The following is a 16,637-nucleotide window of genomic DNA, read 5'->3' as shown; positions in this document are numbered from 1 at the left end:
AAATGGACTTAGTAGAAGATATATTATTAAAAGAAGGTAAAATGCTCCCTGTGATGGAGCATTTTTACACTCTTCAGGGAGAAGGAGCACATACCGGAAAAGCAGCCTATTTTATCAGGCTGGGTGGCTGCGATGTAGGGTGCCATTGGTGCGATGTAAAGGAAAGCTGGGATCCGAACCTGCATCCGCTGATGAATGCAAAAGAAATTGCAGAAACCGCAGCAAAACACTGTAAGACAATTGTTTTAACAGGTGGAGAGCCATTGATGTGGAACCTTGATATTTTAACATCAAGACTAAAAGAACTGGGCTGCTCTATTCATATTGAAACTTCAGGAGCTTATCCGTTGAGCGGGCAGATCGACTGGATCACATTATCTCCCAAGAAAACCGGCCTCCCAAAAGAGGAAATTTATCAAAAAGCACATGAGCTGAAAGTGATTGTATTTAATAATAATGACTTTAAATTCGCCCAGGAGCAGGCAGCAAAGGTTTCAGAGAGCTGTACACTATACCTCCAGAGCGAATGGAGCAAACGTGACGAAATGTACCCTAAAATTACAGATTTCATTCTCGAACATCCGGAGTGGAGAGCTTCCGTGCAGACCCATAAGTATCTGAATATTCCATAAAAATATGTAAATTAGCTTTCTTATCCGTTAAACCCGATAGATGCAGAGAATACGCTATTCCAGATATCTTAAATCCATCATTATCCTGCTTGACCTTGTGGTTATTGCATCTATTTTCATATTCTTTTTTTTAACAAGGAATCAGACTCTGAAATACAATGAGGAAACCTGGTATCAGAATGCCTTTTCTTTAGCATTGCTTTTTTTATTCTGGATTCTTTTAAGCGGAAGAACAGGAATTTACAATATTCCCAGAAACCTTACCTATACTCTGTTTCTGGAAAGAATCTTCATTCATTTTTTGTTATTTATTCTTGGGGTATTGCTGATTGGAAAAGTAAGCTACAATGTATTTTTTAATTCAGATATTTACTGGCTTTCCTTCTATCTCTTCTTTTTTATTTTTTTTGTAAGATCGATGATATTTTTCGGAATCAAATATGTCCGAAGCCTTGGGATCAACCACCGGAACGTGATGTTTATACATGAGAACAGCTCTACGGAAGTTTTAAAAAATATATTAAGAGACAGAAGGGATTACGGATATAAAATTTTTGAATATCCAAATGAGGAAATCAAAACCGATCAGCTGATTGAATTCTGGAAGGAAAACGGAATCCACACGCTGTTCATTCCTCTGGAAAATTCTTATACGCACAGTACGGAAAAAGAAATTTTCAAACTGGCAGAAGCGAATAAAGTACACATCTCATTGATTCCCAATATTACACAAAGTGATTTTTTCCTTTACAATATGGGATATATACAGACACAGCCCGTTCTTAATCAGGTAAAATATCCGCTGGAATATTATTCTAATTATTTGATGAAAAGAATTTTCGATATCATCTTTTCTTTAGTCATTTTGATTGGAGTATGTTCGTGGCTCTTCCCTATTGTTGCTGTTTTAATCAAATTAACATCAAAAGGACCTGTATTTTTTATTCAGGAGAGATATGGATTTCATGAAGAGGTTTTTAAATGCATCAAATTCCGTACAATGATCGTTAATGACGAATCGTCAACAAAAACAACTGAAGAAAATGATAAAAGGATTACTCCTTTCGGAAAGTTTCTGAGAAAAACCAGCCTTGACGAAATGCCTCAGTTTCTGAATGTCCTGAAAGGGGACATGTCCATCGTAGGACCAAGGCCTCATATGCTTGCGGTAGACAATTATTACAAACCAAAAATAGGACGCTACAGCCTGAGAAGCATGGTAACTCCCGGAATTACAGGTCTTGCTCAGGTAAACGGACTTCGCGGAGATGCCGGAGATGTGGAAGTGGAAATGAATAAAAGAGTTTTGGCAGATGCATTTTATGTAAGAAACTGGAGTTTCATGCTTGATCTGGTCATCATCTTAAAAACCATTTTGCTGGTGATTGGCGGAGATAAAAATGCAAAATAAAGATTTTGGTCTACATTATGATATATTGAATATTGATAGAGCCTGGTCTGCCCATTCTATAATTAATAAATAAAAAAAGTCTAATTTAGCAGAATGTTAAAAAAGTTTTTTACAGCAGTCGGAGAATACATTATCCTTCTCGGTAAATCTATACAGAAGCCACAGAAAATGAATGTTTTCTGGAAGCTGCTCATGAGAGAAATAAATGACTTAGGCGTTAATTCATTTGGTCTTGTCATCTTCACTTCTATATTTGTAGGAGCAGTTGTGGCCATTCAGATGTTTAATAATTTTGATGCTTCATCATTCCCTATTCCGCCATCATTTGTAGGATATGCTACAAAAGCCGTTTTGGTTCTGGAATTTTCTCCTACCATTATAAGTCTTATCCTTGCCGGTAAAGTAGGTTCTTACATTGCCTCCAGTATCGGAACCATGAGGGTTTCCGAACAGATTGACGCTTTGGATATTATGGGAGTAAATTCTCCTAATTTTCTTATTTTTCCTAAAATTGTAGCGTGTGTAATCTTTAATCCTCTACTTATTGCCATAAGTATTGTTTTTGGTATTGGCGGAGGTTATATAGCCGGGATTTTAACCGGAAACTGGACTACCAATGATTATATTGTAGGAATACAGATGTATATGCCGAATCTGTTTATTTATTATGCATTCACAAAAACAATTGTTTTTGCTTTTATCATAGCAACAGTACCTTCATATTTTGGATATAATGTAAAAGGAGGATCTTTGGAAGTAGGGAGAGCAAGTACACAGGCAGTAGTTTGGACAATGGTTTTCATTATCCTTTCGGAATTACTATTAACCCAATTAATATTAAGCTAAATGATTGAGGTAAAAGATCTTAAAAAAAGTTTTGATCAGGTTGAGGTACTTAAAGGGATTTCAACTACATTCGATAAAGGAAAGGTCAATCTGATCATTGGGCAGAGTGGATCCGGAAAAACGGTATTCCTTAAAAGTCTGCTTAATGTTTATCAGCCAACTTCCGGAGAAATTCTATTTGACGGTAAGGATATCAATGTGATGTCAAGAGAAGAAAAGCAGCATCTTCGCTCCGAGATCGGAACGGTTTTCCAGGGAAGTGCCTTGTTCGATTCTTTAACAGTGGAAGAAAATATTATGTTCCCGCTGGATATGTTTACCAATTTAACATTCAGGGAAAAGAAAAGACGGGTTTTCGAAGTTATCGGAAGAGTACATCTTGATAAAGCTAATAAAAAATTTCCTTCCGAAATTTCCGGGGGTATGCAGAAACGGGTAGCGATTGCAAGAGCAATTGTGAATAATCCCAAATATCTTTTCTGTGATGAACCGAATTCCGGTCTGGATCCTTACACCTCCAATGTAATCGATGATCTGCTGCTGGAAATTACCCAGGAATACAATACCACTACCATCATCAATACCCACGATATGAATTCTGTAATGACAATTGGCGAGAAAATTGTATACCTGAGATTAGGAATCAAGGAATGGGAAGGAAATAAAGATATCCTGATTACGGCGGGTAATAAAAATCTTATTGACTTTGTATATTCTTCGGAATTATTTAAAGAACTGAGAGAGTATCTGCTTGAGAACAATAAAACGATTGACAATACAATTACAAAAATAGAAGACAATGAAAAAGATTCTTAGTATAGCTTTAATAGGGTTTTCCCTATTTGCTTCTGCACAGATTTCTTTGGCAGGAAAGGCAAATTTAATTTTTCCTACAGGATCTCCGTCATGGCAGAATATCAAAGGAACGGTAAACCAGGCCATTGAAGGCGAAGGTAAAAACAATGCAGGTTTTAACGTGGGTCTTTCATTAAAAGTGGGATTGCCAACCTCGTTTTTCCTGATGCCGGAATTGTACTACACCAATTTTAAAAATGAATTTACTGCCGCCAATACAACTTTTGATATCAAGAGTAGCAGGCTGGATCTTCCTGTGCTTTTAGGATACAATATTTTAGGAAATACTCTTGGTGTTTTTGTAGGTCCTGTGGCGAGCTACAATTTGGCTAAAGAAGACACTTTTAATGACTTTAAAGAAAATGCCAGGGATAATTTTACCGTAGGATACCAATTTGGTGCTCAGGTTGAAATCTCTAAATTAATTCTGAATGCCAGATACGAAGGTGCTTTCAGTAAAGATTCCAGAAATTTTATCAACCGAGTTTCAGGTGAAGAGATAAGATATGACAACAGACCTAACCTGTTTATGGTAGGTGTAGGTTATAAGTTTTAAATTAACATCAATTTAGCATACCAAATCCTCAGTTCATCAGAGCTGAGGATTTTGATTTCTTAGGTCCAGCTCTGCTTCACGTCTTGCAATATCAGCAGCTCTTTTTTCAAGATCTTCTTTTTCCTGCTGCAGTTTTTTAAACTCTCTTCTTTTCTCCTCAGCTTTTATTGCACTTCCTTTGCTTACGTAGCCTACCATTCCGCCTATTATCAATCCGATTCCGATGCCTCCCAGAATTCCCATTATATGAGGCATCCCAAGATCATTTAATGTAAAATTGTTTGCTGTAAGATAAAAAAGAAGTATGGATAAAGCCAAAAGAATAAGTCCTGTAATTGTTAGATTTTTCATAGTGTTGTGCCTAAATGGTTTGAATTAAAAGGCCTTACCAAATTAATAAAAATTCAATAAGGCCTTACTCAAGATTAAAATTTCTTTTTGTATTTACATTTTTCCTCCTGCAGCTCTGTAATATTCCAGTGCTTTAGGTAAATTTTTATTAATATCTGAGATTCTGGTTTCAGGATTAGGGTGAGTAGATAAAAATTCCGGCTGTCTTGCTCCCTTTGAAGCCGCCTCCATTCTTTCCCAGAAAGGAATTGCCTCTCTTGGATCGTATCCTGCCATTCCCATGATGTAAAGTCCCATCTGATCTGCTTCAGACTCCTGATTTCTTCCGTATTTCAATAAAGCGACCTGTGATCCGATAGGATAAACCGCTTCAAAAACATTGGCCCACTGTGCATTGGAAATACTTCCTCCTAAGATTGCTCCACCGTATTGAGCAACCATTGCCTGAGAAATCCTTTCGTTTCCATGTCCGGCCAAGGCGTGTGACACTTCATGCCCCATTACCACAGCCAATCCGTTTTCATTTTTGGTAACGGGCAAAATTCCAGTGTAAACCGCTACTTTTCCGCCAGGCATACACCATGCATTAAGCTCATTACTCTGAATAAGATTAAATTCCCAATTATAATTGGCAAGATCTCCCGAACGACCGATGGACTGATAATATCTTTCTGCAGCAGATTTAATTCTCGATCCTACATTGACCACCTTTTTGGCATCTGCTGTTCCTGTTATAACTTTGGATTTTCCTAATGTTGATCTGTACTCCTGAGCAGACATGGTCAGGATTTCTGAATTATTTGCCAACTGTAAAGAAGACCTTCCCGTGATTGGATTGGTCGTACAAGCAGCAACAATAAGAGCCGAAGCCCCTATTCCTAATAAATTTGTAAATTTCATAGTTCGAGTGTTATTAGTTCAACCTTTACAATTTTTATTCCAAAATAAAATTTTAAGCTTATATATTTGCATACAATTTGCTGTTTGTATCCGTAAATATTTATATTATGAAAAAGTTTATCTCCATTATATGCATGCTTGCCTTTCTGCTGCTTTTCGAAAACTGTTCTTCACAGAGCAGCAATATGGATGTCCAGGCAGTAACGGCGCTTGTAAATTCCCAGGATTTTTCGTTTCATGCACAGAGAGCCAATCCTACCAATTATGATGTTATCAATATTGCGAACTCATTGCCTAATGCTCCCGCTACCAGAATTTTTGACCTGACCGGCAGCAATTACAGCATCGATATCAGACCTAACAGTTTGGAAGTTGCACTCCCTTATTTTGGAAGAGTTTTTAACCCTACCTATGGAAATACAACACAAAACAGTTACCGATTTACTTCAAAGGATTTTACCATTAATAAAAGTCAGAATAAAAAAGGAGCCTGGATTGTAAGAATTAAAACCAATGATGTGAAAGCTGTTGATGAAATTATTATTGAAGTTTCGAAATCCGGACAAGCTCTTACCTCTATAAGAAGCAACGACAGGCAGCCGATTTCGTATGACGGATATATTACAAAAAATGAAGAACAGAAAGTTCAGCCTTAAGATTTTTCTTTAGATAAAAATTTTTCCACAAATAATTTTGCTTCGGTACTTGGATTGGAAACCAGTGCAGAAGCATTTTTTTTATGCTGAAGATAAGCCTCTTCCAAAGTATTGTTTTTCTTCATCTCCGACAAAATATATTCCTGAACCCAATATTCGAAGCGCTTTTCAGCCTGCTGATTTCTTACTTCATCAAATCTTTTGGTTTTCTTTTTAAGGCTAATGAATTCATCAATTTTTTCAAAAACTTCATTAAGTCCTTCATTGCTTAAAGCAGAACCCAGTAAAACCGGAACTTTCCAGTCTTTTTCTTTGGGAGGAATAAAATCCAGTGCTCTTTTTAATTCGATCCTCGTATTTTTCGCTTTCCGCAGATTTTCTTCATCAACTTTATTGATAAAGATCACATCTACCATTTCCATGATTCCTCTTTTGATTCCCTGAAGTTCATCTCCGCCGCCGATTATTTTTAAAAACAGAAAAACATCTGTAATATCTGCGACCAAAACTTCAGACTGACCGACACCTACGGTTTCTATTAAAATATAATCGTAGCCCGCTGCTTCGCAGATCATCATGGTTTCAAAAGTGGTATTGGCAACACCTCCCAGAAATCCTGAGCTTGGAGAAGGCCTTATAAAAGCGTTTTCTTCTTTTGCCAGTTCTTCCATCCTTGTTTTATCACCCAGAATACTTCCTTTATTAATGGCTGAACTCGGATCAATAGCCAGAACCGCCACCTTCTTGCCATTGGCAATTGCAAGCCTGCCAAAATTTTCAATAAAGGTTGATTTTCCTGCGCCCGGAACTCCGGTTACGCCCACTCTGATGGAATTTCCCGTGAAAAGCATCACCTCTTTTAGTAATTCTTCAGCTTGTTGACGGTGTTCACCCTTTTTACTTTCTACTAAGGTAATGGCTTTTGCAATCAGGCGTTTGTTTCCTGACTGTATTCCTTCCAATAGTTCTTTTGTAGAAAATTTCATTGATCCAAAAATAGACAATTAAAAGCCAATGGTCAAGAGGATTGGTTTATTTAAATATTATTTCATTTAATTTATCATGACAAATTGTGGGGACTTTGCTTTTTTACCTGATGTTTTGCTGCTAAAGCATAGAAATGACGTGTTGATGTTTTAGTTTCTAATGAAAGGCCTATACCCTAGCCCAGATCGAACGGTATGTTTGAGCTTTTTTGTTATTTCGGGGTTGCGGCTTGCCGCCGCAACCCCCGAAATAACAAAAAGCGAGTAGTGAGAGCTGGAAAAAGCTCCTAAAAAAATGCTTTATTTGTATTACTTCTAAATTGAATCCCCGTTTAACTGATGAAAAAAGGAAATTCCTACATTTGTTTTATTCAAATAATTGACAACATGAAAAAAATCATTGCTGTAGCATCTTTTACAGCCGTTTTATTGGCTTCTTGTACACCAAAAGCAACAACAGCAGCCACTCCGGCAGCCGCTGTATCTACAGCCGAACAAATTGCACAGGGAAAAACCATTTTCGAAAACTCCTGCGGAAGATGCCATAAACTCCCGGATCCTGCATCTCACACTTCTGTGCAGTGGGTGGGAATCATGAATTCTATGGCGCCGAAAGCAAAACTGAACGATGAACAGCACCAGTGGGTGTACGATTACATCGTTTCTGCAAAAAAATAATCACTTCAAAAATATTATTATGAAAAAACTGATATTAAGCGCGATAGGATTTTCTGCATTGCTTGTATCGTGCGGACCCAAAAGCACTGCGGTAACAGGGCCTAAGTACACTTCATCCGAACAACTGGAGCAGGGAAAGACGATTTTTGAAAATTCCTGTAACAAATGCCACGCTCTTCCCAATCCGGAAAAGCACGACGACCAGGGATGGCTAAAGACACTGAGCAGAATGGCACCGAAAGCTAAACTGAACGACGAACAGCATCAAATGGTATATGATTATCTGATTTCCGTAAACAAGAAATAACCAGACGGAAAGTTCTACCAAGACTATTACAATACAAAAGGAGACTTATTTTGTCTCCTTTTTTGTTTTCTTTTTCTTCGGCATTTTGGATTTAATGAATTTCTTACGGTCTTTCACCACATCCAGACTGTATTTTGTAAAGCAGTACTTTGCGGTTTCATCTAAAAATTTCAGCGCATTTACACAACTGCCGCGTTTTTCGGAAAGTAAAGACCTGTAAAACCATAAGGTTGCTTTATCAATCCCCTTGATTTTCAAAGAATAATCAATCAGTTTTTCGGCTTCGTGATAGTCTTCGTTATCAATAAGGCAGCTGATGTAATATTGAGGAACATTCAGATTCGTAACATCACACTGCATAGCTTCTTCAAAGTACAGCTTTGCCTTTTCATAATCGGATAACATCTCACTGTAGATTCTTCCCATGAGACAAAGACTGTCTGCATCTTCAGGATCATAAGATAAAGCATAATTCAACGCTTCCAGACATTCCGGAAGATTGTAAGGATAATTATCCAGCGCTTCGAAGTAGTATTTATTTTTAGTTAAGGTCATTGTTGTAATTTTTTAATTCTTTTTTCAGTTGGTCTCTTTGCTTTTTGAAAGATTTTTCCTGATGGTTCTTTTTAAAATCCGTTCCGGAAAATGTCCGGATGGGATTTCCTCTCTGTACCTGCAAATGATTATTCCATGTATCCTGTAATCTTTTCTGAATCATGATAATATTCTGTTCCAATACTTTCTCTTTCAGTCTTGAAATGGAAATCTTCTTATTTTCCAGCTGAGAACGAGAATCCTGCACGAAAACACTGTGACCGGTCGGAAGGTATGTGGCCCGTACCGCCGTATTCACCTTATTTACATTTTGTCCACCACTTCCCTGGCTTCTGGCCGTCTGAAAACGAATATCCTTTTCGTTAAAACTTACTTTCCTTTCTTCTTCCAGTTCAAAGATTCCGATGAACCAGTTGGTTCTTTTATGTAGCTTCCTAAAAGTACTTTTCCCGGTCCAGCAAATACTTCCCAACCAGTTTTTTAAAAATTCGTTTACCATTTTTGATTTTAAAAGAATGGTTACGGATTTGAGGGTAAGGTTTTCGTCACCGTTTTCACGATGAATGATTTCATAGTCTATATGGTTATTTTTTGCGTCCTCAAGGAAAACCTTCAGCACTTTTGCCACTACCCACTGGCATTCCAAAGGTCCTTTTCCGGAGGTTATTTGTATTATTTTGTCCATTGTTATTTTTTTGTTAACCGTTGTTGTTGGTTGATGGTTATTAGGAAACAGATATCTATCAACTAACAGCCATCCACAAACAACCAAATTATTTATCCATCCTCACAATCCGAGGCTGAAAAGTTCCAAGAATATCGACGAGTTCCTGTTGTGCATTCATCACTTCATTGATGTCTTTATATGCCATTGGTGCTTCTTCAGCATTACCACCCATTAAAGTGACATTTTTAAGTTTTAATTCTTTTCTGATGTCATTCTGGGTAAAAAGATTTCTGCATTCTCCTCTTGAATATGCTCTTCCCGCTCCATGAGAAGCGGAGTTCAGCGAATCCGGATTTCCTTTTCCGCGCACGATAAATCCTTTTGCCGTCATAGAACCGGGAATCATTCCCAATTCATTTTCATTGGCCGGAGTTGCTCCCTTTCTGTGGACAATCACTTCTTTTCCGTTATGAATTTCTTTCCATGCGAAATTATGGTGATTTTCAATTTTTGCTTTTACCCTTCCTCCGACAGCTTTCACAAGTCTTCTGTGAATATCATCGTGACATGCTGAAGCATAGTCTCCTGCAAGATTCATTGCCGTCCAGTATTCTAATCCTAGATGGGTATTCAGATCCAGCCAGGCAAATTGCTGTGCTTCTTTGGGTAGCGGGCACTGCTCTGTTGCAACCCTGGAATAGTATTGAGCAATTTCTGCCCCTAATCCGCGCGATCCGCTGTGTGAAAGAATTCCCAGATACTTTCCCTTCGGAAGCCCGATCTGACTGTCTTCTTCTGTAATTTCCACCTCTCCGAATTCTACGAAATGATTCCCACCACCGGAAGTTCCCATTTGTTTAATGGCTTTTCCTTTCAGTCTTTTTAAAATCGGAATCATATCAAATGTATCGCTGTCGAAAATTTCATGATCGACATGAGATTTATGAGTTTCATACATCCCGAATTTTGTATGCTCCATAAGTACTTTCTCATACTTATCTCTTGCTCCGTCAAGATAGGAAACCGGAGTATCCAAAATACTCAGGCTCATTCTACAGCCGATATCCATCCCGACTCCGTAGGGAATCACTGCGTTTTCAACAGCAAGCACTCCTCCGATCGGTAGACCGTAACCGCTGTGCGCATCAGGCATTAAAGCTCCACTTACTGAGACCGGAAGTTTCAGAGCTGTATACAGCTGATTTTTTGCTTCATCTGAGATATTATTTCCGAAAATCTGAAAAGAAGCCCGGTTTGCATTGAGCATTCTTTTTTCTGTTTTTTTTGATGAAAGCAGGGCTTCCGCTATTTGTCCGAAGGTTAAATCTTTTTCGAATTGCTCCGGGTTTTGCAGAATTTCTTTTAAAAGAGATTTCACATGATGTATATTCTTCGTCGCAAAATTTCTTTTCATGACTTCCAAAGCAATGTTGATACTTTGATTGTTCGGATAGCCTATTTTTAATATGTCTTTTCCTTTAAGTTTTAAATTTCCCATTGTTTTTCTTTTAGACTTTAGATATGAGATATTAGAAATTAGATTTTAATACATCACATATATTCTTCCCGACTAAATATCAGCCATTCCTGACGCAAACTGAAACGTATGTGACCAAGGTTTAAATAATCTATCTTAATATTGAGATCATTCAATTCACTTCTCTATTTTCAGAATGACAAAGCGGATATTCCTAGCCCGGATTGCAGCGGCTACCCCACAGCGAACCTGAAAGGTGAGTGAGGAGTAATAGCGGAAAGCCGGAAATAGCTTCAAATAAAAATTCTCTGCTATTTGGGAAGTTGCTGAATTTTATAAATTGATTTCGGGAAACTGTTTAAGTTTGAATATTGGCACAAAAAACCCGAAATCTGTTCGACTTCGGGTTTTGGTATATCATTGTACTGTTGTTCTAAGAATGCACCAAGCCACGAAGCCTTACCACCATAAGCGGTAATCCAACTGTAGAATTCTGATTAGATCTGAACATTGCTTCGATTTTTAAGGATTAAACTTGATTTACAGATGCAAATATATAAAAAATTTTAAGCTGGAAAAAACTACTTATGTAAAAGTATAATTTAAGAGGGAAAAAAATATTTTAAAAAAAGTTTATTTCTATACCAACTTGTGCAAAAAAGTATATATTTGAACGATTCAAAAAAATTACATTATGAAAAAAATTATTAAAACAGCCTTATTTTTAGGCTTGGCGGCCTTTGGCCTGATCTCATGTCAGCATGACAATGACAACGACAACAACCCTCAAATGACTGTCTATCAGTTAATTTCAGCGGATAACGATTTGCGTACTCTTAAATCCGCGGTAGACAAAGCAGGATTATCTGCTACACTTAATCAGACTGGCCCCCTGACTTTGTTTGCACCTGGTAACACTGCATTTAATGCGTTTTTACAAGCAAATGGATATGCAAGTCTAAATGACGTTCCTCCGGCAGCTTTAAAAACTTTACTGATGAATCATGTTCTGGGTTCGGAACTGAAAGCGTCTCAAGTTTCTACAGGCTATGTTTCTACTTTAGCAATTGGTGCGGCTTCGGCTTCACGCCCTATCAGCATGTTTATTAATACCAGTAGTGGTGTAAAAATTAACGGAGGATCTTCTGTAGTGGCAGCAGATATTGATGCCAGTAACGGTGTTATACATAAAGTGAACGCTGTAATAGGTTTGCCAACTATTGTAACCCATGCCACGGCAAATCCGCAGTTTAGTTCTCTTGTTGTTGCACTGACAAGAAATGACATGCCGAACTTTGTGGGAATACTTAGCGGAACGGCAAATTCTCCGTTCACAGTATTTGCGCCAACCAATCAGGCATTCTCATCATTATTGACTGAAGTGAACCTTCCTAATCTTGCAGCAATCCCACAATCGCTCCTTGAAAATACTTTAAAATATCACGTTGTAACAGGAGCAAATGTTGCCTCAAACAATCTTACCAATAATATGATTGTACCTACTTTCCAGGGAAGTACATTCAAAATCACCACTACAGGAGGGGCAAAAATTACAGATAAAAACAACAGAGTATCTAATATTGTTGCCACTGATGTACAATGCAACAATGGAATAATTCATGTCATAAACAAAGTTCTTTTACCATAGAGACTATTATTAAGTAAGCATGCCGGAAAATCCGGTATGCTTTTTTATGATCGTGCTTTAAATATCTATTTCAGATGGGAAACATCTTTTTGTAAAGGAAAGAAGCCCTTTATAGCTATTCTAAATTAATATTTTTAATAAAATATTTTATTAAAAATAAAAAATAGGTATAATTTTTGCCTGTCTGTTTTTACACATTAACCTAAAGTATTATGAAAAATTTTTTAAAACCTCTACTCTTTTCGGGAATCGCTGTATTTTCAATATACTCGTGCGATGACAATGATGATGTAATGATGGACTCTGAAATGACTGTCTATCAAAGAATTTCTTCAGACACAGATCTCAGTAATCTGAAAGCTGCCGTAGATAAGGCAGGTCTATCATCAACCCTTGACCAATCCGGAACATTTACATTATTTGCACCTACCAATGCCGCTTTTGCAACATTTTTGCAGGCCAACGGATATGCAAGTTTAAATGACGTACCCACAGCAGCGCTGAAAACTTTACTGATGAATCACGTATTGGGTACTGAAGTAAAAAGTTCAGGAATATCAACCGGATATGTTTCCATGCTTGCCATTGGTCCGGCTTCCTCAACACGCCCGCTAAGCATGTTTATTAATACAAGCAGCGGCGTTAGAATCAATGGTGTTTCTTCAGTTGTTGCTACGGATATTGATGTAAATAATGGCGTAATCCACAAGGTAAATGCAGTTATCGGGTTACCGACAGTCGTGACACATGCCACTGCAAATCCACAATTCAGTTCCCTTGTTTCTGCACTTACAAGAAACGATATGCCAAATTTTGTAGGTATCCTCAGTGGTACAGCGAATTCGCCTTTCACGGTATTTGCTCCTACCAATACTGCTTTTTCATCATTATTAACGGAGCTGAATCTTGCAAATCTGGCAGCAATTCCACAAACTATACTTGAAAACACATTAAAGTACCACGTCGTAACAGGAGCTAACGTAGCATCAACAAACCTGACCAATAATATGACAGTGACTACTTTCCAAGGAGGGACATTCAAAATCAACACAACAAGTGGGGCGAAAATTACAGATAACAACAACAGGGTATCTAATATAATCGCCACTGATGTTCAATGCAGCAATGGAATTATTCATGCTATAGACAAAGTTTTATTACCCTAAACCATAACTATTAATTACAGTAAAGCCTGCCGGATTTCGGCAGGCTTTATATTTTAAACTTTATAATCAGTCTTTTGAACCCAGGCTGTCCATATCATCATCCATTCCTCTTACTTCATTCGAGTGATATACTCTTTCCGATCCCAGGAAATAAATATTATGTCTTGCCTTCGCAATAATTCCGTCATACTCCTGCTCAGTCATCCCTTCAGGAATATCTTTTTGATTGTCTGAAGGCTTTTTAAACACTTCAAGGGCTCCATTTCTGTTTAAAATGGATTTTGCTGAGGCCGCTTCTTCGGCATTATCTGCATAAACAACAATATTGTTTCGTCCAATGCTATGTTTACGATAAGCATCCAGCATCTCTGCATCGTGTGCAAAAGTATACTCAAAAAAGCCTTTCGTCTGTTCATCCTCCTGATAATGGTCGGTTGATAATCCGCTTTCTACGCTTGATTTTGAAACAACAATATTTGCTTCACTGAAACCGTTTTCTTTTAAATCTCTTTTAATTTCCTCTGTATCCACAGTCACCGGAAATACTGAAACTACTGTATAAGCCATAATGAAAATTTTCATTAAACTATACAAAAGCTGTGCAACTTATACTTTGCAATCGTTAATTTAATTTAAAAATTTCTTCAAAATATCCACCGCGCACTTTGGAAGATTGGTTCCGGGACCAAAGATAAAATCGGCTCCATTGGCATATAAGAATTCATAATCCTGTTGGGGAATTACACCACCAACAACGATCGTGATATCATCGGCACCTAGTTTTTTCAATTCTTCAACCACCTGTGGAACCAGTGTTTTGTGTCCGGCTGCCAGAGAAGAAACACCAAGAATGTGAATATCATTTTCCACAGCCTGTTTCGCAACTTCTTCAGGTGTTTGAAACAATGGCGCAACATCCACATCAAATCCCATATCCGCAAAAGCGGTAGCGACTACCTTCGCACCCCTGTCGTGTCCGTCCTGACCCATTTTTGCCACCATCAATCGGGGACGTCTACCTTCTTCCTCCTCAAATTTCTGAGTCAGCTGAAGTGCTTTTTCAAAGTATTCATTTTTTCCTGCATTCATGGCGTAAACTCCTGATATTGTTCTGATATTGGCTTTGTATCTTCCGAAACTTTCTTCCATCGCATCACTCATTTCTCCAAGCGTTACTCTTCTGCGTGCTGCTTCAACACACGATGCGAGAAGGTTTCCTTCTCCCGTTTTGGCTGATTCCCGGATTTCATTTAAAATCTGATCAACAGCTTCTGCATTTCTTTCTTCTTTTATTTTATTTAATCTTTCGATCTGCTTTCTGCGAACTTCCGTATTGTCGATATCTAATATTTCTATCTGATCTTGTTTTAAAGCAGATTTAAATGAATTAACACCAATAATGAATTCTTCACCACTGTCAATTTTTGCCTGTTTCTTTGCAGCCGCTTCTTCAATTCTCATTTTCGGGATTCCGGCTTCGATGGCTTTCGTCATTCCACCTTCCTGCTCTACCTCATCGATATATTTCATGGCTTCTTCGATCATCTGCTGGGTAAGGCTTTCCACCAAATTACTACCTCCCATAGGATCTACCACGTCGCAGATTCCACTTTCCTGCTGAAGAATAATCTGGGTGTTTCTTGCAATTTTCGCGGAGTAGTCCGTCGGAAGAGCAATAGCTTCGTCCAAAGCGTTCGTATGAAGAGACTGTGTACCTCCCAATGCTGAAGATAACGCTTCAATTGCTGTTCTGGTAATATTATTGAAAGGCTCCTGCTCGGTCAATGACCAACCTGAAGTTTGCGAGTGTGTTCTTAAGGCTAAAGATTTAGGATTTTGTGGATTGAACTGTTTTAAAAGAGTTGCCCAAATATATCTTGCGGCGCGCATTTTTGCGATTTCCATGAAGTGATTCATTCCGATAGCCCAGAAAAAGGATAACCTCGGAGCAAAATCATCAACATTCATTCCTGCTTTTATCCCTGTTCTTACATATTCCAATCCGTCAGCAAGGGTGTAAGCCATTTCCAGAACCGGTGTTGCCCCCGCTTCCTGCATGTGATATCCGGAAATTGAAATGGAATTGAATTTTGGAATATATTTCGAAGTATATTCAAAAATATCGGCAATAATTTTCATGGATGGTGCAGGTGGATAGATGTAGGTATTTCTTACCATGAATTCTTTCAAAATATCATTCTGAATGGTTCCCGACAGCAGTTCCTGTGAAACACCCTGCTCTTCTGCGGCAACAATATAAAAAGAAAGGATCGGCAAAACGGCCCCGTTCATCGTCATGGAAACAGAAATCTGATCTAATGGAATTTCGTTGAATAAAATTTTCATATCCTCAACAGAATCGATTGCCACTCCGGCTTTTCCTACATCACCAACCACTCTTGCATGATCCGAATCGTATCCTCTGTGAGTTGCCAAATCAAATGCAACGGAAAGTCCCTTTTGTCCTGCTGCTAAATTTCTTCTATAAAAAGCATTGGATTCTTCTGCCGTTGAAAAACCTGCATACTGACGGATCGTCCACGGCTTCTGGACGTACATGGTGGAGTAAGGCCCCCTTAAATAAGGTGCAATTCCAGGAGTCGTGTGAGTTAATTCTTTATCGTTAACATCTTCTGCCTTGTAGGAAGACTTTAGCTGTAGACCATCTTTTTCAAATGGATAAATTTCAGTCTGCCTTTCAGCAATCGTAAATTGAGGAGTTTTATTCCGAACTTCCCGTCTCATAATTTCAGATTTATTATAGCGCTAAAATTAAGCATTTTTGAGATAATACACCCGTCTTTAGTTTTCTGTTCCCGATTTAGGAAATGCAGACTCTCGAGAGTACATCAAAAACATTGAATCATAAATCAGAAAAGATCTTCGTCACTAGAGAAAAAGTCTTCGTTACGGCATTCAAAATATACTATACCGCCCAAACAATCT

Annotated in this window: 18 protein-coding genes; 10 read left to right on the top strand and 8 right to left on the bottom strand. The window is 38.0% G+C overall.

Translation table 11 applies throughout. From position 1 onward, the window contains the following. The first annotated feature begins 2 nt into the window (after positions 1 to 2). The 5 genes from ODE14_RS15305 (at position 3) to ODE14_RS15285 (ending at position 4,300) form a co-directional block, all read left to right on the top strand. Positions 3 to 632, top strand: coding sequence for a 7-carboxy-7-deazaguanine synthase QueE (locus ODE14_RS15305; protein WP_248388957.1), 630 nt, complete (start codon positions 3 to 5; stop codon positions 630 to 632). Positions 633 to 672: 40 nt separating this feature from the next. Further along, entirely contained in the window at positions 673 to 2,043 is a 1,371-nt protein-coding gene (locus ODE14_RS15300; protein ID WP_263602050.1) for an exopolysaccharide biosynthesis polyprenyl glycosylphosphotransferase, read from the top strand. A 93-nt stretch (positions 2,044 to 2,136) separates the two neighbouring features. Beyond that, the gene (locus ODE14_RS15295; protein WP_248388959.1) at positions 2,137 to 2,889 is read left to right on the top strand and encodes an MlaE family ABC transporter permease; all 753 of its coding nucleotides are present in this window, start codon (positions 2,137 to 2,139) and stop codon (positions 2,887 to 2,889) included. Beyond that, positions 2,890 to 3,705, top strand: a complete 816-nt coding sequence (locus ODE14_RS15290; protein ID WP_248388960.1) for an ABC transporter ATP-binding protein — start codon at positions 2,890 to 2,892, stop codon at positions 3,703 to 3,705. Then, a complete protein-coding gene (locus ODE14_RS15285) occupies positions 3,689 to 4,300 on the top strand; it encodes a porin family protein (RefSeq protein WP_263602049.1) in 612 nt (203 codons plus the stop codon). Before ODE14_RS15290 ends, ODE14_RS15285 begins: the two co-directional genes overlap by 17 nt. Positions 4,301 to 4,336: 36 nt before the next feature. On the opposite strand, the gene ODE14_RS15280 is transcribed toward ODE14_RS15285, so the two are convergent. Together ODE14_RS15280 and ODE14_RS15275 are read right to left on the bottom strand one after the other, a co-directional pair. Next, complete coding sequence (locus ODE14_RS15280; RefSeq protein WP_072884382.1) at positions 4,337 to 4,651, bottom strand: hypothetical protein; 315 nt, start codon at positions 4,649 to 4,651, stop codon at positions 4,337 to 4,339. Positions 4,652 to 4,744: 93 nt separating this feature from the next. Beyond that, complete coding sequence (locus ODE14_RS15275; protein ID WP_248388962.1) at positions 4,745 to 5,551, bottom strand: M48 family metallopeptidase; 807 nt, start codon at positions 5,549 to 5,551, stop codon at positions 4,745 to 4,747. Between the two features lie 107 nt (positions 5,552 to 5,658). Here ODE14_RS15275 and ODE14_RS15270 point away from each other — a divergent pair, with 107 nt between their 5' ends. Next, entirely contained in the window at positions 5,659 to 6,207 is a 549-nt protein-coding gene (locus ODE14_RS15270; RefSeq protein WP_263602048.1) for a DUF4251 domain-containing protein, read from the top strand. On the opposite strand, the gene meaB is transcribed toward ODE14_RS15270, so the two are convergent. After that, positions 6,204 to 7,193 carry a methylmalonyl Co-A mutase-associated GTPase MeaB gene (meaB, locus tag ODE14_RS15265; RefSeq protein WP_263602047.1) on the bottom strand — a complete coding sequence of 330 codons (990 nt, stop codon included), beginning with the start codon at positions 7,191 to 7,193 and terminating at the stop codon, positions 6,204 to 6,206. The two genes, ODE14_RS15270 and meaB, sit on opposite strands and share 4 nt — an antisense overlap. A 387-nt stretch (positions 7,194 to 7,580) precedes the next feature. Between meaB and ODE14_RS15260 the strand changes: the two genes are divergently transcribed. Further along, entirely contained in the window at positions 7,581 to 7,871 is a 291-nt protein-coding gene (locus ODE14_RS15260) for a c-type cytochrome (protein WP_263602046.1), read from the top strand. Positions 7,872 to 7,890: 19 nt separating this feature from the next. Continuing rightward, entirely contained in the window at positions 7,891 to 8,178 is a 288-nt protein-coding gene (locus ODE14_RS15255) for a cytochrome C (RefSeq protein WP_248388969.1), read from the top strand. Between the two features lie 45 nt (positions 8,179 to 8,223). Here ODE14_RS15255 and ODE14_RS15250 read toward each other — a convergent pair whose 3' ends face one another. The 3 genes from ODE14_RS15250 to ODE14_RS15240 all read right to left on the bottom strand — a co-directional run bounded on the left by ODE14_RS15250 (position 8,224) and on the right by ODE14_RS15240 (position 10,898). Next, positions 8,224 to 8,733, bottom strand: a complete 510-nt coding sequence (locus ODE14_RS15250; protein WP_248388971.1) for a tetratricopeptide repeat protein — start codon at positions 8,731 to 8,733, stop codon at positions 8,224 to 8,226. Then, on the bottom strand, positions 8,720 to 9,418 hold the full coding sequence (gene prfH, locus ODE14_RS15245; RefSeq protein WP_263602045.1) for a peptide chain release factor H: 699 nt from the start codon (positions 9,416 to 9,418) through the stop codon (positions 8,720 to 8,722). Before prfH ends, ODE14_RS15250 begins: the two co-directional genes overlap by 14 nt. An 88-nt stretch (positions 9,419 to 9,506) precedes the next feature. Next, complete coding sequence (locus ODE14_RS15240) at positions 9,507 to 10,898, bottom strand: RtcB family protein (RefSeq protein WP_263602044.1); 1,392 nt, start codon at positions 10,896 to 10,898, stop codon at positions 9,507 to 9,509. A gap of 673 nt (positions 10,899 to 11,571) precedes the next feature. Between ODE14_RS15240 and ODE14_RS15235 the strand changes: the two genes are divergently transcribed. Together ODE14_RS15235 and ODE14_RS15230 are read left to right on the top strand one after the other, a co-directional pair. After that, complete coding sequence (locus tag ODE14_RS15235) at positions 11,572 to 12,525, top strand: fasciclin domain-containing protein (protein WP_263602043.1); 954 nt, start codon at positions 11,572 to 11,574, stop codon at positions 12,523 to 12,525. A 212-nt stretch (positions 12,526 to 12,737) separates the two neighbouring features. Then, on the top strand, positions 12,738 to 13,691 hold the full coding sequence (locus ODE14_RS15230; RefSeq protein ID WP_263602042.1) for a fasciclin domain-containing protein: 954 nt from the start codon (positions 12,738 to 12,740) through the stop codon (positions 13,689 to 13,691). Positions 13,692 to 13,757: 66 nt separating this feature from the next. Here the strand turns inward: ODE14_RS15230 and ODE14_RS15225 are convergent, their stop codons facing one another. Together ODE14_RS15225 and scpA are read right to left on the bottom strand one after the other, a co-directional pair. Next, complete coding sequence (locus ODE14_RS15225; RefSeq protein ID WP_263602041.1) at positions 13,758 to 14,258, bottom strand: hypothetical protein; 501 nt, start codon at positions 14,256 to 14,258, stop codon at positions 13,758 to 13,760. A 60-nt stretch (positions 14,259 to 14,318) separates the two neighbouring features. Beyond that, positions 14,319 to 16,436 (bottom strand): methylmalonyl-CoA mutase, encoded by a 2,118-nt coding sequence (gene scpA, locus ODE14_RS15220; RefSeq protein WP_263602040.1) that lies wholly within the window; start codon positions 16,434 to 16,436, stop codon positions 14,319 to 14,321. Between the last annotated feature and the right edge of the window lie 201 nt (positions 16,437 to 16,637).

The sequence above is a fragment of the Chryseobacterium sp. PET-29 genome, from assembly GCF_025736815.1.
In the GTDB taxonomy this organism is placed as follows: domain Bacteria; phylum Bacteroidota; class Bacteroidia; order Flavobacteriales; family Weeksellaceae; genus Chryseobacterium; species Chryseobacterium nepalense.
Note: the sequence above shows the minus strand (reverse complement) of the source record. Positions and strands in the feature narration are given on the sequence as shown.